Annotated in this window: 19 protein-coding genes; 16 read left to right on the top strand and 3 right to left on the bottom strand. The window is 45.1% G+C overall.

Annotated features, from left to right (window positions below):
• Window positions 1-11 precede the first annotated feature (11 nt).
• From bchE to H6G46_RS03695, 12 genes are all read left to right on the top strand, one after another.
• Window positions 12-1,511 (top strand): magnesium-protoporphyrin IX monomethyl ester anaerobic oxidative cyclase, encoded by a 1,500-nt coding sequence (gene bchE / locus H6G46_RS03750; RefSeq protein WP_010873684.1) that lies wholly within the window; start codon window positions 12-14, stop codon window positions 1,509-1,511.
• A gap of 563 nt (window positions 1,512-2,074) precedes the next feature.
• The gene (gene psbB / locus H6G46_RS03745) at window positions 2,075-3,598 is read left to right on the top strand and encodes a photosystem II chlorophyll-binding protein CP47 (protein ID WP_010873685.1); all 1,524 of its coding nucleotides are present in this window, start codon (window positions 2,075-2,077) and stop codon (window positions 3,596-3,598) included.
• A gap of 369 nt (window positions 3,599-3,967) precedes the next feature.
• Window positions 3,968-7,012: an FkbM family methyltransferase gene (locus H6G46_RS03740; protein WP_010873686.1), complete on the top strand. Its 3,045-nt coding sequence runs from the start codon at window positions 3,968-3,970 to the stop codon at window positions 7,010-7,012.
• A gap of 106 nt (window positions 7,013-7,118) precedes the next feature.
• A complete protein-coding gene (locus tag H6G46_RS03735; protein WP_223211287.1) occupies window positions 7,119-8,420 on the top strand; it encodes an FkbM family methyltransferase in 1,302 nt (433 codons plus the stop codon).
• Between the two features lie 85 nt (window positions 8,421-8,505).
• Window positions 8,506-9,282, top strand: a complete 777-nt coding sequence (locus tag H6G46_RS03730) for a class I SAM-dependent methyltransferase (protein ID WP_010873688.1) — start codon at window positions 8,506-8,508, stop codon at window positions 9,280-9,282.
• Between the two features lie 80 nt (window positions 9,283-9,362).
• Window positions 9,363-10,982: a hypothetical protein gene (locus tag H6G46_RS03725; RefSeq protein ID WP_010873689.1), complete on the top strand. Its 1,620-nt coding sequence runs from the start codon at window positions 9,363-9,365 to the stop codon at window positions 10,980-10,982.
• Window positions 10,983-11,014: 32 nt separating this feature from the next.
• Window positions 11,015-12,811, top strand: coding sequence for a hypothetical protein (locus H6G46_RS03720; RefSeq protein ID WP_010873690.1), 1,797 nt, complete (start codon window positions 11,015-11,017; stop codon window positions 12,809-12,811).
• 827 nt (window positions 12,812-13,638) lie between these two features.
• A complete protein-coding gene (locus H6G46_RS03715; protein ID WP_010873691.1) occupies window positions 13,639-14,091 on the top strand; it encodes a group I intron-associated PD-(D/E)XK endonuclease in 453 nt (150 codons plus the stop codon).
• Window positions 14,092-14,384: 293 nt separating this feature from the next.
• Window positions 14,385-15,566, top strand: a complete 1,182-nt coding sequence (bioF, locus tag H6G46_RS03710; RefSeq protein WP_010873692.1) for an 8-amino-7-oxononanoate synthase — start codon at window positions 14,385-14,387, stop codon at window positions 15,564-15,566.
• 157 nt (window positions 15,567-15,723) lie between these two features.
• Window positions 15,724-16,485 (top strand): type I methionyl aminopeptidase, encoded by a 762-nt coding sequence (map, locus tag H6G46_RS03705; RefSeq protein WP_010873693.1) that lies wholly within the window; start codon window positions 15,724-15,726, stop codon window positions 16,483-16,485.
• Window positions 16,486-16,490: 5 nt separating this feature from the next.
• On the top strand, window positions 16,491-16,946 hold the full coding sequence (locus H6G46_RS03700; protein WP_010873694.1) for a thiol-disulfide oxidoreductase DCC family protein: 456 nt from the start codon (window positions 16,491-16,493) through the stop codon (window positions 16,944-16,946).
• A 49-nt stretch (window positions 16,947-16,995) separates the two neighbouring features.
• Entirely contained in the window at window positions 16,996-17,445 is a 450-nt protein-coding gene (locus H6G46_RS03695) for an NUDIX hydrolase (protein WP_010873695.1), read from the top strand.
• A gap of 57 nt (window positions 17,446-17,502) precedes the next feature.
• On the opposite strand, the gene panD is transcribed toward H6G46_RS03695, so the two are convergent.
• Genes panD through H6G46_RS03680 form a run of 3 tightly spaced genes read right to left on the bottom strand, consistent with a single transcriptional unit; the run spans window position 17,503 to window position 19,221 of the window.
• Window positions 17,503-17,940 (bottom strand): aspartate 1-decarboxylase, encoded by a 438-nt coding sequence (gene panD / locus H6G46_RS03690; protein ID WP_010873696.1) that lies wholly within the window; start codon window positions 17,938-17,940, stop codon window positions 17,503-17,505.
• Window positions 17,941-17,990: 50 nt separating this feature from the next.
• A complete protein-coding gene (gene mdh / locus H6G46_RS03685; protein ID WP_010873697.1) occupies window positions 17,991-18,965 on the bottom strand; it encodes a malate dehydrogenase in 975 nt (324 codons plus the stop codon).
• Window positions 18,966-19,002: 37 nt separating this feature from the next.
• On the bottom strand, window positions 19,003-19,221 hold the full coding sequence (locus H6G46_RS03680) for an NAD(P)H-quinone oxidoreductase subunit O (RefSeq protein WP_010873698.1): 219 nt from the start codon (window positions 19,219-19,221) through the stop codon (window positions 19,003-19,005).
• Between the two features lie 541 nt (window positions 19,222-19,762).
• Here H6G46_RS03680 and H6G46_RS03675 point away from each other — a divergent pair.
• From H6G46_RS03675 to H6G46_RS03660, 4 genes are all read left to right on the top strand, one after another.
• Window positions 19,763-19,990 (top strand): DUF2811 domain-containing protein, encoded by a 228-nt coding sequence (locus H6G46_RS03675; RefSeq protein ID WP_020862075.1) that lies wholly within the window; start codon window positions 19,763-19,765, stop codon window positions 19,988-19,990.
• Window positions 19,987-20,571, top strand: a complete 585-nt coding sequence (gene pth, locus H6G46_RS03670; RefSeq protein WP_010873700.1) for an aminoacyl-tRNA hydrolase — start codon at window positions 19,987-19,989, stop codon at window positions 20,569-20,571. The genes H6G46_RS03675 and pth overlap by 4 nt, the downstream gene beginning before the upstream one ends.
• Window positions 20,572-20,636: 65 nt before the next feature.
• Entirely contained in the window at window positions 20,637-20,975 is a 339-nt protein-coding gene (locus H6G46_RS03665) for a 30S ribosomal protein PSRP-3 (protein WP_010873701.1), read from the top strand.
• Window positions 20,976-21,177: 202 nt separating this feature from the next.
• Window positions 21,178-22,038, top strand: coding sequence for a Tic22 family chloroplast protein importer (locus tag H6G46_RS03660; RefSeq protein ID WP_010873702.1), 861 nt, complete (start codon window positions 21,178-21,180; stop codon window positions 22,036-22,038).
• The last annotated feature ends 80 nt before the right edge of the window (window positions 22,039-22,118 follow it).

The raw sequence follows: 22,118 nt of genomic DNA, 5'->3' as shown, positions 1-22,118 counted from the left end.
AAAGCACAATAATGCGGATTCTCATTTTAAACCCACCCCACCCGGCCATTGGTAGCCGAATTCCAAAGGAACAACTGCCACCTCTGGGGCTTTTAAGTATTGGTGGCCCATTGTTGGATGCTGGCCATGATGTTACTCTGCTCGATGCTGAATTTGGTCCACTTACAGACAGTGAAATCGTAGAACGAGTTTGCGCTCATTGCCCACAATTACTTTTGATTGGGCATTCTGGATCAACTTCTGCCCATCCCATCGTTTGCCGCCTAACGTTGTTTTTACGTGAACGATTGCCAAACTTGATAATTGTTTATGGTGGTGTTTTTCCGACTTATCATTTTCATGACATCCTAACAAAGGAACCCCAAATTGATTTTATTGTTCGAGGTGAAGGTGAAGCTACTGTTGCCAAATTGATAGCCGCCCTTGAAAATCATAATGATTTAAATAAAGTAGATGGTATTGCCTTCCGTCGCGACGAACAAATTATTGAAACGCTTCCTGCTCCGATGATTCAAGACCTTGATGTCTATCGTGTGGGCTGGGAACTCGTAGACTTGAAAAAATATAGTTATTATGGCGGTAAACAGGCCGTGGTTATCCAGTTTTCCCGGGGTTGTCCCCATTTGTGTAACTATTGCGGACAAAGGGGATTTTGGGCCCGTTGGCGACATCGTGATCCTAAAAAATTTGCCCAGGAAATTGTCTGGCTCCATCGAACTCACGGCGTACAATTATTTAATTTAGCGGATGAAAATCCAACGGTAAATAAAGCCATTTGGCAAGAGTTTTGCGAAGCTATCATCGCCGAAAATATATCCATAACTATTATCGGTTCAACTCGAGCAGATGATATTGTACGGGATGCCGATATTCTACATCTTTACCGCAGGGCAGGAGTCGAGCGATTTTTGTTAGGTATGGAAAATACAAATGAAGCTACGCTCAAGCACATACGAAAAGGAAGTAAGACAAGCACTGATCGTGAAGCAATTCGATTATTAAGACAGCATAATATTCTCTCCCTTGCCACTTGGGTAACGGATTTTGAAGAGGTTAGAGATCGTGATTTTATTCAGGCTTTAAAGCAGTTACTGTATTACGATCCCGATCAAATTATGTCGTTGTACGTTACGCCCCATCGTTGGACTAGTTTCTATGGCATTGCATCGGAAAGGCGTGTCATCCAACTTGATCAAACCAAATGGGACTATAAGCACCAAGTTTTAGCAGCTACCCATATGCCTCCCTGGCGAATTTTTCTGTGGGTAAAGTTGATTGAAATTTTGCTACAAACTCGACCGAAAGCACTATGGCGTTTATTGTTTCAACCGAATAAAGCTTCGCGACGGGGAATGTATTGGTTTACCCTGATGGGTCGTCGCGTTTTAGTACATGAGCTGATTAATTTTTTCTTTGGCGATCGCCGAGTGAAAAATGGGCCCACACTACAGGAATTTTGGGGAATGCCACAAGAACATCAAGAAATTCCCTTGAGTATCACTCGTAAATAGCTAAAAACGGTCAGAATATTTTTTGCTCAACCCCATCACCTCTGCCATAGGTAAAATCGAAACCCCCAAGGCGATCGGCATTTTACTTTTTCCTTGTCACTAGCTTTTTGTAGTCATTTTTTCATTTGTTGTCCCTGGACCGGTAGACAGTAATCAAACCGACGGTGGAATCCGCACTTTGGAGTATTCCCCAAACTGATGAATTCAGCTTCGCTCACCCCCATCATCAGGTCAGCAACAAAAGTGTAGTCCCTGGCCATTCCATCGTGGCCGCGCCATGGGCGATCGCCAGTTTCTTATGGGAGCAAGGTGGGGCTAACCGCACCGTCCCTAGGTCATTCAAGCCCTTTGCCTATCCCCTGGACAGCTTGCAGAAATCCTGGCCGCTCGTTACAATCCTTCAAAATATTCTCACTTTGTAAGGGATAATGGATAAAACTTGACTCTGTCTGTCTTGTTCGGTTAACACAACCTATAGACAAGGGTTTTATTTACCCAACGCAGAATAAAAATTAAAACGTCTTTAAGACACAAAACACTATTCGTTACTAGAAGGAGCGTCAATGGGACTACCTTGGTATCGCGTTCATACAGTTGTCCTGAATGATCCAGGGCGACTCATCTCTGTCCATTTAATGCACACTGCCCTAGTGGCTGGCTGGGCTGGATCTATGGCTCTCTATGAGTTGGCCATTTTTGACTCCAGCGATGCTGTGCTTAACCCCATGTGGCGGCAAGGCATGTTTGTTTTGCCCTTCATGGCCCGCCTCGGTGTCACCAGTTCCTGGAATGGCTGGAGCGTCACCGGAGAAACTGGTTTGGATCCCGGTTTCTGGTCCTTTGAAGGGGTAGCTGCTGCCCACATCGTTCTATCTGGTCTGTTGTTCCTAGCCGCCGTATGGCACTGGGTATTTTGGGACCTGGAATTATTTGTTGACCCCCGTACCGGTGAATCCGCATTGGATTTGCCCAAAATGTTTGGTATTCACCTCTTCTTGTCTGGTTTGCTCTGCTTCGGTTTTGGTGCTTTCCACCTCACCGGCGTTTGGGGCCCTGGCATGTGGGTATCCGACCCCTATGGTCTGACGGGCCACGTACAGCCAGTGGCACCGGAATGGGGACCAGCTGGCTTTAACCCGTTTAACCCCGGTGGGGTAGTGGCTCACCACATTGCTGCTGGTATTGTCGGTATCATTGCCGGTCTTTTCCACCTTACGGTACGGCCCCCTGAGCGCTTGTATAAAGCCCTCCGCATGGGGAATATTGAGACCGTATTGTCCAGTAGTATTGCCGCTGTATTTTTTGCCGCTTTCGTCGTGGCCGGTACCATGTGGTACGGTAATGCCACCACCCCCATCGAACTCTTTGGCCCCACCCGTTATCAGTGGGATAAGGGTTATTTTCAAGAAGAAATCCAACGCCGGGTTGATAGCCAGTTAGCAGAAGGAGCTTCCCTATCTGAAGCCTGGTCCACCATCCCTGAAAAGTTGGCTTTCTACGATTACGTCGGTAACAGCCCCGCTAAAGGTGGTTTGTTTCGTACCGGTGCTATGAACAGTGGTGATGGCATTGCCCAGGAATGGATTGGTCACCCCATATTCAAAGACAAAGAAGGTCGGGAACTGGAGGTACGGCGTATGCCTAACTTCTTTGAAACTTTCCCCGTCATCATGACCGATGCGGATGGTGTAGTCCGGGCGGATATTCCCTTCCGTCGTTCCGAGTCTAAATTCAGTGTGGAACAAACCGGTGTTACCGTCAGCTTCTACGGTGGTGCTTTAGACGGCCAGACCTTCAGCAATCCCAGTGATGTGAAGAAGTTTGCCCGGAAAGCTCAGTTGGGTGAAGGCTTCGACTTCGATACGGAAACCTTCAACTCTGATGGTGTATTCCGCACCAGTCCCCGGGGTTGGTTTACCTTTGGCCACGCTGTCTTTGCCTTGCTCTTCTTCTTTGGTCACATCTGGCATGGTTCCCGGACTCTGTTCCGTGACGTATTTGCTGGGGTTGATCCTGGTTTGGAAGAACAAGTGGAATTTGGTGTGTTTGCTAAGGTTGGTGACCTTTCCACCCGGAAAGAAGCCTAGGTGCTTCTTGCACAGCTTTTAACCACAGCTTAAGAGCGTGTTTGAAAAGCCTCCCTGGTCACCCAAGTTTGGGGGGAAACTAAGTCAAAGTCCCCCAGCATCGGGAGATTTAGGGAGCAGAGTCAGACTTTACAAACAGGTTCTAAGTCTTGGGAGTTATCCCTCATAATTCGAGCTAACTCAATCAAAACTTAAAGTTTACAGAAACTATTTTTAAAGCGATTTCTTCTACAGGGGAAGTCGCTTTTTGTTGCTTTTTTGGAGTTATTAATAACCTTACCAGTGTGCTATGATGCCAGGGTCAAAGCCCCTGGTAAGCAATTGAAATTAGTTGCTTTTACTAATTTTTAACATCCCTTGATTATCACCATGGTCGAATTAACTGAAAATCACTACAACCTACAACAGGAACTGGCCGATGCCCTCCAATCCCTGGGCCGTAGTATTCATTCTTTGGAAAGGGACATAGTTATTAGCCATTGTGAAATTAATGCCGACCATGGGGTGGGGGTTTTACTGCAAAGGCTTTTTCCCAACTCAGATGAGCTATTGACAATTCGCTCCCATGATCTTTACGGCGGGCAACAGGAGTTTGGCGATCGCCATTTTTTAGTGCAGGGAGGAAGTTTTGTCACCATTGCCCAACAGGTGCAGTGGCTGTTGCACTATTATGCTCCCCGAAGATTTTTATCGGTACCTTATTTCCCAGAGGATTACCAAATTTCCATTGCCCTAAAGCGACTGTATAACTGTCCATTGTGTGTTTTCATTATGGACGATCAAAATATCTACTCTCCCCAGGTACCCGATAGTTTGGTAGATGAATTATTGTACCGGGCTGATATTTGCTTGGGCATTTCCCGTCCCCTCTGTGATGCCTATGAAGCTAAATTCAAGCGTAAGTTTTGGTTTGTGCCTCCGGTGGTGCAGGGACATTTAATTAAAACTGAACCGCCCCAGAGCTGGGACCGATCGCCGAGTAAGCGGCAGGGCGTGATGATTGGCAATGTCTGGAGTCAACAATGGTTAGATCAACTGCGTTCTTTGTGTCGAGCCACGGGGGTAAAAATTGATTGGTATGGTAACCCCAACCGGGATTGGCTGAATTTTAACGAAGCGGAGTTGGGAGAAGACGGCATTAACTTTAAGGGCTTTGTGCCAGAAGATGAGTTAATTGATATTCTTCGAACCGCTGATTTTGCCGTTATTCCCACAGGCATTTCTGACCAGAGCGGCGATCGCCCAGAATTAACAAAATTAAGCCTACCTTCCCGTAGTTGCTTTATCACTGCCACTGCCAATCTGCCAATTCTCGTTGTGGGCTCCCCCGAAAGTGCGGTGGCCCAATTTGTCCAGAGCCAGGGCATCGGTACTGTCTGTGCTTACCAACCAGAGGACTTTTCCGCCAAAATTGATTACTTATTAGAAAACCAAGGGCCCATGCGTAAACAAGCTTTTAAGCTGGGGCAAAACCTCAGTGCAGACGGCATTGCCCAATGGATTTGGGATTCCCTCGCCCAAGGTCAAGCTATGGATGCCCGTTTTGAAGCTCAGTCGGCCAAGATCATTGATGCCAGTGTGGTTGTCACCGCCAATGAAGTCACCCATCGCCACGGTACAGGGGCTTTGGTGCGGCGGGTGTTCCCCAACGATGGGCAAATTATTTCTGTGCGCTCCGACAATCATTACGGCGGTGAACATAACTTTGGTCTCGAGTCTTACTATCTTCCCCAGCGGGGCTGGAGCCGCAAGCAGGTTTTCACCAATATCACCCAGATTTTCGCTGACCATGAAGTTAGTCGGATCTTTTGTGTGCCCTATTACACCGAAGATGTGCTGACGGCGATCGCCATTAAGGAATTATTTGGGGTCCCCCTGGGAATTTGGATTATGGACGACCAAAATATTCGAGTCAACAATATTCCCGATGCTCTGATGGAGGAATTTTTGCAAAAGGCAGATGTGCGCTTTGCCACTCACCCAGAACTGCGGGATGCCTACGAAAATAAATTTGGTTTGAAGTTTTGGATTTTGCCAGCAGTGGTTCCCCACAATTTAATTAAAACGACAGTGTTTGAGCCCCGACAGGAAAACTGTCAACAAAAGCGGGGCGCCCTCCTGGGCAGTATCTGGAGTCAACGGTGGTTTGCCGACCTCTGTCACAGTGTGAAGGAAGCTGGTATGCAATTAGATTGGTACGGCAACTCCAAATATTATTGGCTAACGGAATCCGAACAGGACTTACAAGCCAAAGGTATTTATCCTCAAGGACTTTTTCCCGAAGATAAGTTGGTGGAAAAACTGAAGGAATATCCTTTTGTGGTGGTTCCCACCGGCACCATGGATGAGCGGGATGACCAGCCCCAGCTTTCTCAACTGAGTTTACCTGGACGGATCTTGTTTGCCCTGGCCACATCTAACACGCCAGTAATTTTGATGGGGAGCAAAAAAACCTCCGCCGCTAGTTTTATTAATCGTTTTCAGATTGGCGTGGTTTGTGACTATACCCCAGAAAGTTTTGGGGCTGCGGTGGCCGAAGTTTTAGACCCCCAACGTCAAAGGGTTCTTAGGGAAAATGCCGTGGCAGCAGCGGAAAAATTTAGTGATCACAATATTGACAGTTGGATTTGGAGTTCCCTTGCCGAAGGACAAGCCGCCGATGACCGCTTTGAATCCCTCTTCCGGCGATCGCCCATTGACTTAGTACATTTTATCGAGCCTCCAGTGCCCAGCCTGATCTACAAGGATTACACCCAAGTGTACCAAGTGATGCGGCGATTGAGAGTTAACCATTACCGCCCTGATTTTGTCATGGACGTGGGGGCTTCCCACGGTATTTGGTCCCACACCGCTAGTCAACTGTTTCCCGAAGCCCGCTTCATTTTAATTGATCCTCTGATTAATCGTTATGAACAGGCTGCCCGTAATTACTATCTTAAAAATATCCCCAAAGCTAAGTTTTTAGAAATTGCCGTTTCAAACGAATCGGGGCAGCTCAGTTTTCAGGTTTCCCCTGATCTTTACGGTAGTTCCCTGCTCACCCCAGCGGACTTTCGGGATTATGAAACAGTGACAGTGGCGGTTAAAACCCTTGACCAAGTGGCTGAGGAAGAAAATCTCCAAGGGCGGGGTATTCTTAAACTGGATGTGCAGTGCGCCGAACATCTTGTCTTGGCGGGGGCAAATACTTTCCTCGAGCAGGTGGATCTAGTGATGGCAGAACTTTCCTATGTCCGCTATGACGAAAATGCCCTGGTCTTTTTAGAGATGCTTAATCTCTTGGATCAATTGGGTTTCCGTTATTACGACGAAACCGGCGAATGGCGATCGCCCATTGATGGTACCCTATTGCAAAAAGAAGTCGTATTCATCCGTCAGGATTTGTTAATACCTGAAACCAGTCGTAAAATTTAGCTTTATTTTTTCTAGCTCTTCAATCTAATTCCTTTCTATTCCAAGCCTAATCATAATGATTAAACAATTATTAAAAAATAATCGTATCGTTCAGAGAATCAAGGTATTGAAAGATCTTTTTCTACAGAAATTAGATGACCTCCAGGCAAGTGTTGACCAAATTAAAATAACCACCGATCAAAACCTGGAAGAAATTAGATTAGAATTAGAGCAAAAAAATAGAAATATTAATCAGATTTTGGAAAATCAAATATTTCTAATTAAGTCTGCCCTCGATACAGCTAGAACCATTAAATATTTAGTTGAAAGTGGACAGCAAAGACAAATTATTGTCGAACAGATGATTAATGCTATCCATCAAGAATTTCAAAGAATTAGGGAAGAATCAGAGAGGAGTAACGGTTATATTCATCAAGAGTTTCAAAATATCAGGAGCGAATCCCAGCAAAGGTATCAACTGCTCCACCAAGAGTTCCAGGCTGTTTTGGGTAATCTGCAGCACTACCAAGAAATTTTAATTGATAAGTTCTTGGATTTACAGGAAAACAGCCAACAGCAAGACGTTTTCTTACGAGAAACCCTAGCTCAGATTGCCGCTGATGTCCATGATCAAAAATTCAAAGTAGTCACCGATCCCAGCTATTTCCAGGCGATCGACATTGAGTTGATGGTTTATCTCTACTCTTATCTTCCCCACCGACGGACGATCGATGTGGGCGCCAACCGGGGCGATGTCTCCGCCAGATTGTTACAGACTGGCTACGAAGTTTATGCCTTTGAACCTTTCCCGCCAGTATTAGCCAAATTGCAGGAAAGATTGGGACAAAATAGCAATTTCCATGCTCTTGGCTACGCCCTAGGATCCGCCAATGAGACTAGGAATTTACACCTAGTGGTGGATCAAACGGAAGACAAAATCTTTGATGATGCCACTTTTTATAGCAGTTTGACTCGCCATTCCCTCACTGAAGGCTTAGTCTTCCATGACAGTATTACAGTGGAAGTCAAAACCATCGCTAGTTTGCATGAAGCGGGAACTCTGCCTGATGATATTGGCTTAGTCAAAATTGATACAGAAGGATTTGACCTAGAAGTTATTAAGGGCATGGGAAATTTTCGTTACCCAGTGGTATTGGCCGAATTTTGGGATCCCACTTTCCCCTTTGGGCAAACCGGGGCCATGAACCATCTAGTGGATATGGTGCCAGCTATGCGACAAAGGGATTACCGCTGGCATATAATCATCTATCGCATCTGGGGGCAGCACGAGGTCAGTTATTACTGCAACTCGGACTATTCCTTAGAAAATTCTTGGGGCAATGTTTTCTTCTTTCAGGATTACGAAATCTTTAGCCAGGCTTTAAAATGGTGCAATTCAGTTATGCCCGCCACCTATTTTGCGGCGTAGCTTGTCCCTAAATACTAAATGGAGCAAAAAAATTCGTCAGTAGTCATAATCAACAAAGTTCACCTGGAGTTCCACATCATCCCCCATGCTATCACTTCAAGACAACTACTTGTATCTCTCTAAGCTAGGTGAATTTAAGCAATTGCAGGGGGGAATTGCCGGTTTTTTCTTGGAACAAAGTGCGGCTCTCTGGGATGCTTTGCTAAGTTTTCAAAATACCCATGGTATCCATGGCAATATGCTGGAAATTGGAGTTTACAAAGGTCTGTCAGCTTTGATGTCCTCCCTTCACCTTAAAGAAACAGAAAAATTTGTTCTAATCGATTGCACGCGCTATATTGAGGACGCAGAAGCCAACCTTGCTCCCATTTTGGGCACCAGAGGGAATTATATTCAGCAACCGTCTTATCAAGTAACACTCCACTCCCTTGGTGATTTGCGTTCTAGTTGCCGTTGGCTTCATATTGATGGTGAACATACGGGCAGGGCTGTGATTAATGATCTTGAATTGTGCGAACAACTATTGTCAGATGACGGCATCATAGTTTTAGATGATTTTTTTAATCCTATGTATCCTCAATTAACGGAGGCGGCCTTTTCTTTTTTGTCGGCTAATAAACATAAGTTATCCATGTTTTTATGTGGTTGGAACAAAGCTTATTTAGCCCGACCACTATTTGCCTTTAACTACAGAAATTTTATTCGACAGGCTTTAGCCGCGGAGCTTCATCAAAGGGAAATTGACGATTTTATACTGACCAAAACCACCACACTGGATGAATCGACTTCCTTTGGCATAGTTCATCGTTTTACAGATAGAGACTACTATGGTTTAGATTCCGATCCTGATTTTTTACCTTAAAGTCAAGCTAGCGTAATTAGTTGGGTTTTTATTTTTCGAAAAAATTGCTATCGAATCAAGAGTTTAATATATTTTAACTCATGAATAAGTTGCCAAAAATCACCAATACAAACAATGAGTTTTTTGTCAGTATCTTAGCCCTATTATTATTTATTGGCATATTTTTTATAACTGCATCCTATAGTGATTTATTGAACTCTGGCTTTCGTTATTTCATTGACGATCATCAGATTCCTGTGATGAAACAAGATCTCGATAATCACGGCTTTTGGGAAACAGCAAAAATATGGATTAATCATGACAGAAGTATCCAGCGATTTCGTCCTTATTTTCAGCTGCAAGTGGTGACCATCACCCAACTCCTGGGAGTTAACTCATTTTTGTGGTTTTCATATATTACTTTGCTGGGAGCTTTTACATCTTTTTTTCTGTTTGCTTTTGGACGAATCTTATTTTTTTCAATCCCGGTTTCTTTATTTTTTCCGATATCTACCTTGCTAGGAAAGCAATCAGAAATTTGGGTTAGGCCAATGATACCCGATGCTCAAGGTATGTTTTTTTTGTCGGCCGCCTTATTATTTATTGGTTTAAGCTGTAATCATAGTAAATATTCAAAAATCAACTCCGTAATTGCTATTATTTTAATTATAATAATGTCCTTGTGTAAAGAGTCTTACATTATCTTTATACCGACTTTAATTTCTCTTAAGGTTTGGCTTTATAGCGATTTTCAAAAAACTTCCCTGTGGAAATCAATTGATACCAATAGGATTTTTGTAGGAGTGTTATTAGCAGTAATGTTTTTAGAGCTTACCTATATAGTTTTTTTCTTGGGAACTAGCGGTATGGGGTACGCTGGCGTTGATAATGAAACATTAGATTTATTTGCTATTCTTAGAACATCAAAAGATCTATTACTACAAAGCTATTTTCTGCCTATCATAATAAGCATTGTAATTCTTTTTGTTACAACTCGCCTAACTCATCATTCATTATTAGTTACATTAAAAAAAATAATTCCTTTTATTATTCTGCTCTTCATTTCTCTAATTCCCCAAACTTTAATTTATACAAAATCAGGGATCATAGCTGCTTTTTATCTATTTCCTTTTATTCTTGTTTCCACCCTTTTATTGTCTAAGATTTTGTCGCTCATTGGTGATAGTTGTAGGTGGCTTGGTGTTTTGCTAGTCTCTTGTTTATTATTTACACTTGTCTTTAATCAATCACCATTAGCTTGGGATATTTATTCCCAACAATCTCAAGAAAAACAATATATGAATGAGCTGATAGACCAAATTGAAATATGCTCAGAGAAACCAGATCCAATTTTAGTGGTTCTTAATCCTAAAGTTCGTTATGAAGTATCAGACGCTCTACAAAAAGTTCTACGAAGTGTAAAGCATCGAGAACAATTGTTTATTGTTACTTATGGATTAGAAGGAAGTTTATTTTACTCTGATAAATTGGCTGATACTGAAGCTGTGTGGAACTTTTTAGACCCCAAGGCAATCTTGCCTAGCTATAACGGAACATTATTGGATATTCATGATAAAGGTGATATTAAGACAATAGTGATATTTGATGGCTTAGATGATGATTTTGCCAAAAGTAATATAGATTGGTTTTCTCCAAAAGAATATCAAATGAAACGGTTTGATATTAGTCTTGCCCCCAGTACTCTTTACTGCAAAAAATAAATTAACAATTATATATATTACGATCAATTTGTATGATTAACTTTTCCGAAAACAGGACTACCAATTATTTCAAGCACTTCAATATTCAGTTTATTTTTCCTTATCTTTTTATTATTTCCCTTGTATTTTTTTCTCGTTTTCTTTTCATTAATGATTTTGGACTTTACGAAGATGATTGGGCATTTAGTGGTACAGCTATCTCAAATAATTTAGCTCAAAACTGGATTAGGCTTAGGGCTTCCTTTGGTAGTTTTTGGCAGGGTCGTCCACTCCATATGACTTTTCTTACCTTTATCCCCTTTATCGGGGCAAAACTCGGAGGAATTAGGGCCCTATATTTAATTGGATTTACGATTTTAAGTTTAAATGCTTGTCTTTGGTATTCTTTATTAAAAAAAATTACAAAAAATAAAAATGTGGCAATCATTGCTAGTTTACTTTTTGTCCTATATCCTGCCGATACAACATTTGGTCTTTTACAACATTTAATCGGTATCCAAACCGCTCTGTTGTTTCTTCTCATTGCCTTTCACGTTTACGTTTCTTCTTCTGAAAAACATAAATTAAACTATTTTAGGAAGCCAATCAGCTATGTTTTTGCAACTCTATCTCTGCTAGATTACGAAAGCTTATTCTTGATTTTTTTGACTGCCCCCCTGCTTAATCACCCCAAAAGTACAAAAAAGGAAAAACTCTATCATTTTCTAACCTTAACAATAATTCTTGCCATCTATTTATTTCTCAGAAAATTAGCTGGGGAATCTAGGATAAGTGGGATAACGGGACTTCAGCTTATCCAAAAAGTTGTATATCAAGTTTTCTGGGGTCCCTTAATAGCTTTTTATTCGTTTTTCAAACGTCCCATCGAAGTAATTTCATCCCCAAGGGTAGAGAATATTATTATTTTTTGTATTGGATTAATATTATTTTTTATCGTTCTAAGGTATTTATTCAATAAACAGTTTTTACAAAATGATATCCCAGCAGATTTAAATACATTTCAAGAATTTTGGAAGTTGTCAGGGACAGGATTACTGATGACTATTCTAGGTTATTCATCTGCATTACTTTTATCTGTTCACGATATCAATGGTCGGGCTTCCCGAGTTCATTTTTCTGCAGCTTTGGGCATTACTTTGATTCTTGCTTGTATTTGGGGTATTGCTTTTTATATTACCCGCGTGCATAAATTTTGGCATACATTATTAATTTTATTATTGTCTGTCTACCTCAGTTTTTTGTTAACCTTCTCGATCAGCGTTCAGCAATATTATAAAATGAGTTGGCAATATCAACAGGCTTTTTGGCATGATGTTTTTACCTTAGTTCCTGACATCAAGGAGGGAACAATAATCCTTGTGCAAGCACCCAGTCTGGTCTGGGGTAAGCAAATTAATCCCTTTGACTGGAGCTTACCAGTTGTGTTGGAATCAATATATGACTTTCCCGATGATTGGCAATTTTCTCCAAGGACTTACCGTCTTAATTCAGATGTAGTTGAGCCTGAACAGTGGAAGGATAAAGTAATTAGCAATCGGAAGTTTGTTTTATCCGGTAAAAATGACGGCTTATTTTTTTACTTCCCCTGGGAACCAGAAAGAATAGTTGAACCCCAAGATGTTGTTTTACTAGTGGAAGAGCAAGGGCAATTAGTCAGGAAAGAGAAGTTCCAGACCACGGCTGGAGAAATAATTTATCTAAAGCCTAAGACAAACGATCAACCAACTCTAGATTTACCCACCACTGTTATTTTTGAACATTTGATGCCACCACCAGATTGTGATTATTGCGGTTCTGTTCCACGTATTTATTTTCAGCCTCAAGAGTAATTGACATTAGCTTGTTAGCAGGTTTGCTGGAGGCGGTTAAAGTAACAAAAAAATAGAATAAAGAGGATTAAGCGAATAAAGAAACATCTTTCTACGTTTGTAGCGTTTTTCAATCTAGCAATGCATAAAAAGTTTCTTATTTTTTTTACTTCTCTTTTGTCAGACTGGGCAAGTTGATTTTTTGCAAACCCTCAAAGCCCATTAACAACAATGTATTTAGATTGTGTACTTCATAAAATACTAGCGCCCATGGTTATCGAGTCTTGAAAATCTTGAAATGCCTCCACAGTAAGACTTTTTGTGTAGTACTGAAAAATATTCTTTCCGAGATTCAGGAAAGAGGGGTAGTTGAGTGACAGCTTGTTTGAAAATTAGGCTCTAAGCCCTACTAAATAGGGTTTTCAGCGTTTATTATCAAAACATACTCAAATGTTTGCTCAGCAAGGGATTGAGCAAAACTTTTCAAACACATTCTAATTTTGCTAGTGCAGGAAAACAGAAAATTAGTCCGTAAAGACTATATCAAGACCAGCTCGGGACAAAAAATTGCTCTTAAGCCAAAACCACAATCCACTTTGCCGCCGAATTTTGCGACTCTCCCCGTATTTGATCGCGTCATGTCATCTAGTTGTGACCATTGCAGTAAAGTACCGCCCGTATACTTCGAAAATCCCTAAAATTCTTACTCTTCAGTGCATAGACTATGGGATGAATCTGCCCTAAAAATAAAGTTTGGCAAAAATTCCCCCGATCAGTTATGATATTCGAAGCGACGCGGGATAGAGCAGTCTGGTAGCTCGTCGGGCTCAGGTCGCAAGATGTAAACCATGAGCACTAAGCTTAAGGGTGACATTGCAGAGCAAGCCGCCATTCTTCGTGCATTGAAGCTTGGTTGGGGGGTTCTGAAGCCATTGGGAGACCGTCTTTCTTACGATTTGGTCTTTGATGTCGAAGGGATCCTTCTGAAGGTGCAGGTTAAAAGCTCCTGGTTCAGCGAAAAGACTGGCAACTATGTTGTTGACAATCGCAGAACAAGGACAAACAGAAGAAACATTGTTAGATCTCCTTATCGTGGGAATGACTTTGATTTTGCTGTTGCCTACGTCGAAGAACTTGAGCTGTTTTACGTCTTCCCGGTTGATGTCTTTATCAGTTACGGCAGTGAAATTCACCTGGTCGAAACTGATAAGCGTCAGAGAAAACCAAGGTCATTCGGTTACCGAGAGGCTTGGCATCTCATCTTGCAAAAAGGGGCTGCGCAAAAGGAAACTTCTGCGTGATTATCTCTCAAATTCGGGGAAGCCTTTCAAATGGTAATCCCGAGCCAAACCTAGGAATGCTTGGTGTTTCTGGGAAGGTGTAGAGACTTAATGGGAGACACCCTAACAGAAAAGCTGAGGGTGAAGAGAAAGTCCAGACCACAAACTGACAGAGTCAGGCAGTGAAAACTGTAGTTGGTAAGCATAACCCGAAGGTCGGTGGTTCAAATCCGCCTCCCGCCATTAAAAAAAAAGAAAAAAATTCCCCCCGCCGGATAATGGTTGGGGGGTTTGTTTTATTCAATCTAAAGTTTATGGCTACTGGTTCCACTGCCTACACTTGGCTAGACGATGCTCTAGAAACTATTCAGCGGGCCCATTGGCATCGCCATCCCCAGATAATTACCCAAGGGCCAGGGCCAGAAATTAAGTTGGAGGGGCAACGGCTAGTTAATTTTGCTAGCAATGATTATCTTGGCTTAGCTAGCCATCCCCACCTAAAAACAGCGGCCATTAAGGCGATCGCCGAATGGGGAACCGGCAGTACAGGTTCCCGGTTGCTGAGTGGCCACCGTCAGCTCCATCAAGACTTGGAACAGGCCATTGCCCGCTGGAAGGGGACGGAAGCCGCTTTGGTGTTCAGTTCTGGCTATTTGGCTAATTTGGGCACCATCACGGCGTTGGTGGGTAAACGGGATTTGATTTTAGCGGACGAATATAACCATTCCAGTCTGAAGCGTGGAGCCCAGTTGAGTGGAGCCAAGGTAATTAACTATGACCATGGGTGCCCAGAGGTTTTGACCGATCTATTAATGAAACATCGAGACAATCACCGTCGTTGTTTGATTCTCAGTGATGGGGTGTTCAGTATGGATGGCGATTTATGTCCCTTGCCCCAGTTAGTGGCGATCGCCGAAGAATTTCAAAGCATGTTGCTAGTGGACGATGCCCATGGCACTGGCACTATGGGAAAAATGGGCACGGGCTGTCGAGAACACTTTCAGTTACCGGTGGGAGATTGGATTCAGGTGGGAACCCTCAGTAAAGCTCTGGGGAGCCTGGGGGGTTATGTGGCTGGTAGTGCATCTTTGATAGATTTTCTGCGCAATCGAGCTGCCACTTGGATTTATACCACCGGCCTTTCACCGGCTGACACCGCCGCTGCCCTGGCGGCCATCCAACTGATCCAACGGGAACCAGAACGCATTGTCCAACTCCAGCTCAACGTTGATTACCTAGCCACAGGGTTGGAAAGTCTGACAAAATTAAACTTTCGGCGATCGCCAATTAATTCCCCCATCCTCTGGGTAGGGGCCGCCAATCCAGCCATGGCTCTGGAAATGGCCAAGCATTTACGAGAACAGGGCATTTTTGCCCCGGCCATTCGTCCCCCCACGGTTCCCCACAGTCGAATACGTTTTTCGGTCATGGCCACCCACTCCCCAGGGCACATTGACCAACTATTAGAAGTACTGGACCACTATTACCCCAATTAGAGTTGCCTTTGACGGTGCATAGTTGTCAGTCTCCCTACTTACCCCTTGAACATCACATCCCCGCCATGGGACAGTGAACTCAGTAGAGGTTTTGGTTAAACTGAAAGTGAAACCAGCCATATCTTTTGATTTTTCACAGTAAGAGTAAGCATTATCAATGGGCGACACTATTACCCTCCTTTCCCGCCGAGAAATAGAAAAAATGCGGCAGGCGGGCCAACTAGCGGCGGCCCTACTTGATCACCTAGCGCCAATGGTGCAACCGGGCATAACTACCCTAGAGCTGAATGACGAAGCGGAAAAATGGACGAAAGCCCACGGAGCCATCAGCGCCCCCCTTGGTTATAACGGTTTCCCCAAGTCTATTTGCACCAGCATCAATGAAGTTATCTGCCATGGCATTCCCCACCGCAAACGGGTATTGCAGGCAGGAGACATCATCAACGTTGACGTTACCCCCATTGTGGACGGCTACCATGGCGACTGTTCCCGCACCTTTTTTGTCGGTACTCCCAGCCCAGTGGCAGAAAAACTGGTCAAAGTCACCGAAGAATGTCTACGCCTAGGCATTGAAGCAGTTAAACCCGGCGGTAAAATTGGTGATATTGGGGCCGCCATTCAAAGCCACGCTGAAGCCCAGGGATTTTCCGTTGTTCGTGATTTTGTTGGCCACGGCATTAGCAAAATTTTCCATACCGCTCCCCAAATTCCCCATTATGGCAAAGCAGGCAAAGGCAAAAGATTACGCCCAGGGATGGTGTTTACCATTGAGCCCATGATCAATGAAGGCACCTGGGAAGCGGTATTACTAGATGATGGTTGGACTGCCATCACCAAGGACGGTAAGCTCTCCGCCCAGTTTGAGCACACCATTGCCGTCACTGAAGATGGAGTGGAAATTTTGACCCTAGGGGAGTAAATACGGTGAAAAGTTGGCAAATCGAACTTTTATACGACGGTGAATGTCCCCTTTGTCTGAGGGAAGTTAATTTTCTCCGTAGTAAAGACCAGGGCCGGGGCTTAGTTAACTTTGTGGACATTGCTCAGCCGGACTACAATCCCCTAGACCATGGCGGTGTCAGTTTTGAGGATGCCATGGCCCGTATCCATGGGGTGAAGGCTGACGGCAGTGTGGTAAAAAATGTGGCCGTTTTCCGAGAAGTTTACGAAATTCTCGGTATCGGCTGGCTATATGCTCCCACCCGTTGGCCCATTATCGGACCCTTGGTGGATAGAATTTACGACTTTTGGGCCGATCTCCGTTTGAGCTGGACTGGGCGGTCAAGCCTAGCGGAAATCCTTGCCCAGCGGGAAAAGGGAATGTGTGCCACCGATGGTTGTGCATTGCCGGTTACCAGTGGTGTTGAGGGTAAGCCCTAGGTTTTTGCGACAATAATTGAAGGCCATTGAAAAGAATACAGGCATAGTCGTGAATTTTCGTAACCCAGTTCCCACGGTGGATTTGATCATCGAAATGATTGATCAACCCCGCCGACCTATTTTATTAATTGAGCGGCAAAATCCGCCCCACGGCTGGGCCCTGCCCGGAGGCTTTGTGGACTACGGCGAAACCCTAGAAGCGGCAGCCCTGCGGGAAGCCAAGGAAGAAATTTCCCTGGACGTCCAGCTTATCGAAATGTTTTATGCCTACTCAGATCCCCGCCGGGATCCCCGGCAACACACCCTCAGTGTGGTATTCCTGGCGGCGGCCACCGGCAAACCCCAAGCGGCGGACGATGCTAAAACCGTTGGCTTTTTTGATTTGTGGGAATTTCCCGACCCAGTTTGCTTTGATCATGGACAAATTTTGCGGGATTATCGCCGCTACCGCTATTATCGTCAACGCCCCGATCCCCACCGGAATTATTTGGGGGACTAACGGGCAAAGCATTAGTTCCTTGGCTCCTTCTAGACCAATAGTGCAAATCTAACAAATTCAATGGGGGATGGCTTCCGAACAAATATTGTTGATGAATTTCACCCCATCTTCCTTGGGTATCAGTTCTTGTAAATAAAAATCCACCGTTTCATTACTTTCGTTGGTCACTAGCACCTTAGCTTGGTGCCCCTTTTGTAATACCTCACGGCGATCGCACAGTTCGTAGGCAAAAATAATCAGGCGATCGCCTGGTTGACAAAGCAAGGCGGCTCCACCGTTGGGGCAAATTTCCTTGGAATGGGCTTGACCGGGCAGGACATAGGTGGAAAAGCGATTACCGTTGCTGAGATTGATAATATCCACCTCCTCTAGGGGCAACAATCCCACCCGCTCCAACATTACTGGGTCAATGGTGATACTGCCCACATAATTAACATTGGCCTCCGTCACACAGACCCGATGTAATTTTGCGTGCATCAAACGAATGCTCCCCATTAAGCCCTAACCTCGGTGAAAAAACGGTATTGGCACTGTCCGTTATCGTGTTAACCGTCGCTAACCATGGCCAACGCCACATCAATATTAAGGCGAACTGCTTCTGCAGAAAGATGGAGGGCAGCTTTTTCTTCAGGGGTTAATTGCACTTCGAGAATATCTTCCACTCCTCGACACCCCAAACGGCAGGGCACTCCAAGGAAAATGTCCTTCAATCCATAGGCACCATCAAGGTAGGTGGCGGCGGGGAGAATTCTAGACTGATTGCGTAAAATGGACTCCACCATCACCGCAGCGGAAGAGGCCGGCGCATAATAGGCTGTGCCCGTTTGTAGTAAGGCGGCAATTTCAGCCCCACCGTTACGGGTACGCTCCACCAACTCTTCAATGGTTTGGGGGGGTATTAATTCGGTAATGGGAACCCCGCTGACGGTGCAGTATCGTGGCAAGGGCAGCATCAAATCTCCGTGCCCGCCCAGCACTAAGGTGTTGATATCAGAAGGACAGGCCCCTAATTTCATCGCAATGAAGGCCTTGAGCCGAGCCGAGTCCAACACCCCCGCCATGCCCATAACCCGTTGGGAAGGTAAACCAGTTACTTTCCAGGCCAAATAGGTCATTACATCCAGGGGATTGGTGACCACAATCAAAATGGCGTTGGGGGAATAACGCAATGCTTCCCGGGCCCCCTGGGCCACAATGTTGGCGTTTTTGCCCAACAAATCATCCCGACTCATGCCGGGCCTGCGGGGTAGACCAGCGGTAATTACCACCACATCGGAGCCGGCGGTGGCCTCGTATTCATTGGTGCCAATGATTTTGCTGTCGTATTCCTCCACGCTCTGGGCGGCCATCAAATCCAAGGCAATGCCCTGGGGTAAGCCTGGCACAATGTCCAACAAAACTACGTTGGCGACATTTTGCTGCACTAACCTCTGGGCAAGGGTCCGCCCCACATTGCCAGCGCCGACCACGGTAACCTGCCAGGACTGACAGGCGATCGGAGCATACTCCAAAATATTCATGGCACCCTCCGGGGTGTTGATGGTGGAGAAAAGCAACCTAAGCCAGGGCTTCGATTTGGTCTAAGCGCAGCCAGACGTTGGGGGTAGGGACATAAAATCGCACTAGGGCATATTCTTCGTTTAAATCCAACACTTCTCCTTTGCTATGGAAAAGGTAGTCGGGTAAACGGCGATCGCTGGCTTGGGCTTCAAGGCTGTTTTCCAATTGTGCGCGGATAACCCGCACTAAACTGCCCTTTTTCATTTTAGCGGCCATGGTTTTGCCCTCGTTGGGAGACTGGGAAATTAACTCTAAATTGTTACATAACCCCAAAATTTTGTAATTCTTATTTTTGGCTAGTTTCTCCCCAGGCCATTCCCCAGACTTTCCCCAGTGATTCCCCCAGTTAGCGGATTTTATCCCCAGGAGGTTAAGGTTTTTAGGCTATTTCTTAACCCTGACTGGGCCGTGGGCACCCTAGGGGTGGGGGAATTTTTTAGGGTTTTGACGCTAGGGATAGTAGGAATATTTTTCTGGCGATCGCCGCCTGGGGAATCCCAGAAAAAATTAGAGAGAGTTGGTTAAAGCCCTTTTATTGTTAAGTTGAGTTAAGTAAAAATAGCTCAAATTCCTATAGTTTCGTTAGCAAAAATGAGAAATGCCCACCGGGGCAAAATTTTCCGCCATTGACAGCCAGGGGAATTCCTCGATAAAACTATTGGGCACACAGCAGAAAAACTTTGGGTGTGGGGCCGTAATCTTCAGCCGGCCAAGTTATTCCCCAAAGCAGCTCCGCCCTTTGACAGAGAGAAGAACCATGGATACCTCCGTTAGTGTTTTTGCTGAAATTCCCGAAGACCTGCACCAGTCCTTGACCACCTATCTGGATAAACATCCCCATTGGGACCTAGACCGGGTGTTTTCCGCTGCCCTGTCCCTGTTCCTGCTGCAAAATGAGGGAGGCTACGGCACCAAACCCATGTCCACCAGTTACAAAGCCTGTGCCCGGGTCTATCTGGAAACTTTATTGCAAACTGCCGAATGATTCCCAAGTTAATTGTGGGTTTGGGTAACCCTGAGCCGAAATATGATCAAACTCGCCACAACATTGGTTTTGCGGTGGTGGATGCGTTGGCGATCACCTGGCAGTGTTCTTGGTATGACCATAAGCGCTTCCAGGGCTGGTTTGGCGAAGGGCTAATGGCCGGACAAAAAACCTGTTTGCTCAAACCCCGTACCTATATGAATCGCTCTGGCCAAGCTGTGCGGGCGGTGGTGGACTGGTACAAACTCGACCCCCAGTCGGTGCTGGTGGTCTATGACGATATGGATTTACCCCTGGGCCGATTACGCCTGAGACAAACGGGTTCCGCCGGGGGCCATAACGGGATGAAATCCCTGATTAGTCATTTGGGCACCCAGGATTTTCCCCGCCTCCGGTTAGGCATTGGCAAAAGTGACGGCAGTAAAGACACCATCGCCCATGTGCTAGGCAAATTTAGCCCGTCGGAATTACCCATCGTCGAGAAAAGCTTAGACCTGGCCACGGAGGCGATCGCCCATAGTCTGCACCATGGCATTGCCAAAACCATGAGTTTATTTAATAATCGTGACGTCTGCCCTTAGGTAATGGGATTAATGGGGTATGATGGGAAGTCGGCAAATTATTACATTTCTTGGGAATTTCGCTTGTGACTACAGCCGAAGCAGCATCTACCGTACACACCAGTTTCATTCTTAAAGTCCTCTGGCTCGATCAAAACGTGGCGATCGCCGTGGATCAAATTGTGGGCAAAGGCACTAGTCCCCTCACTTCCTACTTCTTCTGGCCCCGGGCCGATGCTTGGCAACAACTGAAAGACGAACTCGAAGCCAAACATTGGATCGCCGAAGCGGACCGCATTAACGTCCTCAATCAGGCCACCGAGGTGATCAACTTCTGGCAGGACTTGAAAAATCAAAATAAACAAATCTCCATGGCCGAGGCCCAGGGTAAATTCCCCGAAGTGGTGTTCAGCGGCAGTAACTAAATCCCCCCGGGGTGAGGAAGAAAAAATATTTTCATATTCCGATATCCACTGGCTGTGGCGGAGAAATTGTTTCCCTGGGGACAGTCAAAAAACAGCACTGTTCCCTCCCTGGGCGCCTCAAAAAATCGATATGCTACCGTAAGGTCGAGGGGAACTTCCCCATGGCCAGACTGTCATAGCCTCTGGTTTGGGAGGGCTGACCATGCCTTGGCTACAAACCTTTTCTTTTCGGCGATCGCCATTTTCCTTGGCCCGCAGACATTTAAAAAACAAGATTTTCGTGAAGATTAAATCAATATTTTTATTGTCATTACTTTTTGAGGCGACAGCAACAATGAAATCCTTACTCCGCATCGGCGCAACCCTCGGTCTGATTGGTACCACCGCGATTGGTACCTGGTTAGGTACCACCCTCCAGGCCTTAGCCTTGCCCACCGAAGAGGTAGTCAAAATTCTTCAAGGGGTGCCGGTTTTTACCATTGTGGATGCCCAGGGAGCCCCCTTAGTGGCCGTCGGTAATGACAACGAAAAAGTTACCGGTGTTTTCATTAGTCAACAAGAAGCCAATGGCTTTTTACAGGAACTGAAAAAACAAAAACCCGACGTTGGTTCCCAGGTCAGTGTTCAACCCGTTTCCCTGGGGGAAGTAGTGAAAATTGCCCAGGCCAATGCGAACCAGACCGACCCCCTGGGTTTTGCCTATGTGCCCATCCCGGCCCAGGTGCAAGCAGCTCAGCAAATGCCCAATTCTGAATACCAAGGGGGAGTACCCCTATTCGTAGCCAGAGGGGGAGAAGACCAAGGTTACCTTACTATCCAACAGGAAAACGAGCAAATTATTCCTTTCTTCCTGGAGGCTAGTCAAATTCAGCAAATGGTGGAACGGTTTAAGCAAGAGCAACCTGCCATGGCCGACAGCATCGTGATCGACGTGATTGCCATGGAGAATGTTATTTCTACCTTACAAACCAGTGACGATGCCATGCTCAAGCAAATCCGCATTGTGCCTACCCAGGAAGCCATTCAATTTATCCGTTCTTTATCCGCCCAACAACCTAAGTAATCCCTGGAGTTTATCTCTAATCTAAGGGCTTAATGGGGGCAAATAAATTACCACTTACCTCGAATCAGGGGGGAAGGATG

The sequence above is a fragment of the Synechocystis sp. FACHB-908 genome (genome assembly GCF_014698595.1).
GTDB lineage: Bacteria > Cyanobacteriota > Cyanobacteriia > Cyanobacteriales > Microcystaceae > Synechocystis.
Note: the sequence above shows the minus strand (reverse complement) of the source record. Positions and strands in the feature narration are given on the sequence as shown.

Coding starts and splice junctions, on each gene's coding strand:
- H6G46_RS03680 (WP_010873698.1), bottom strand. CDS start 19,221: ATGGCCGCTAAAATGAAAAAGGGCAGTTTAGTGCGGGTTATCCGCGCA.
- mdh (WP_010873697.1), bottom strand. CDS start 18,965: ATGAATATTTTGGAGTATGCTCCGATCGCCTGTCAGTCCTGGCAGGTT.
- map (WP_010873693.1), top strand. CDS start 15,724: ATGGGCGACACTATTACCCTCCTTTCCCGCCGAGAAATAGAAAAAATG.
- H6G46_RS03730 (WP_010873688.1), top strand. CDS start 8,506: ATGCTATCACTTCAAGACAACTACTTGTATCTCTCTAAGCTAGGTGAA.
- H6G46_RS03660 (WP_010873702.1), top strand. CDS start 21,178: ATGCCTTGGCTACAAACCTTTTCTTTTCGGCGATCGCCATTTTCCTTG.
- bchE (WP_010873684.1), top strand. CDS start 12: ATGCGGATTCTCATTTTAAACCCACCCCACCCGGCCATTGGTAGCCGA.
- psbB (WP_010873685.1), top strand. CDS start 2,075: ATGGGACTACCTTGGTATCGCGTTCATACAGTTGTCCTGAATGATCCA.
- bioF (WP_010873692.1), top strand. CDS start 14,385: ATGGCTACTGGTTCCACTGCCTACACTTGGCTAGACGATGCTCTAGAA.
- H6G46_RS03675 (WP_020862075.1), top strand. CDS start 19,763: ATGGATACCTCCGTTAGTGTTTTTGCTGAAATTCCCGAAGACCTGCAC.
- panD (WP_010873696.1), bottom strand. CDS start 17,940: ATGGGGAGCATTCGTTTGATGCACGCAAAATTACATCGGGTCTGTGTG.
- pth (WP_010873700.1), top strand. CDS start 19,987: ATGATTCCCAAGTTAATTGTGGGTTTGGGTAACCCTGAGCCGAAATAT.
- H6G46_RS03740 (WP_010873686.1), top strand. CDS start 3,968: ATGGTCGAATTAACTGAAAATCACTACAACCTACAACAGGAACTGGCC.
- H6G46_RS03725 (WP_010873689.1), top strand. CDS start 9,363: ATGAATAAGTTGCCAAAAATCACCAATACAAACAATGAGTTTTTTGTC.
- H6G46_RS03720 (WP_010873690.1), top strand. CDS start 11,015: ATGATTAACTTTTCCGAAAACAGGACTACCAATTATTTCAAGCACTTC.
- H6G46_RS03715 (WP_010873691.1), top strand. CDS start 13,639: ATGAGCACTAAGCTTAAGGGTGACATTGCAGAGCAAGCCGCCATTCTT.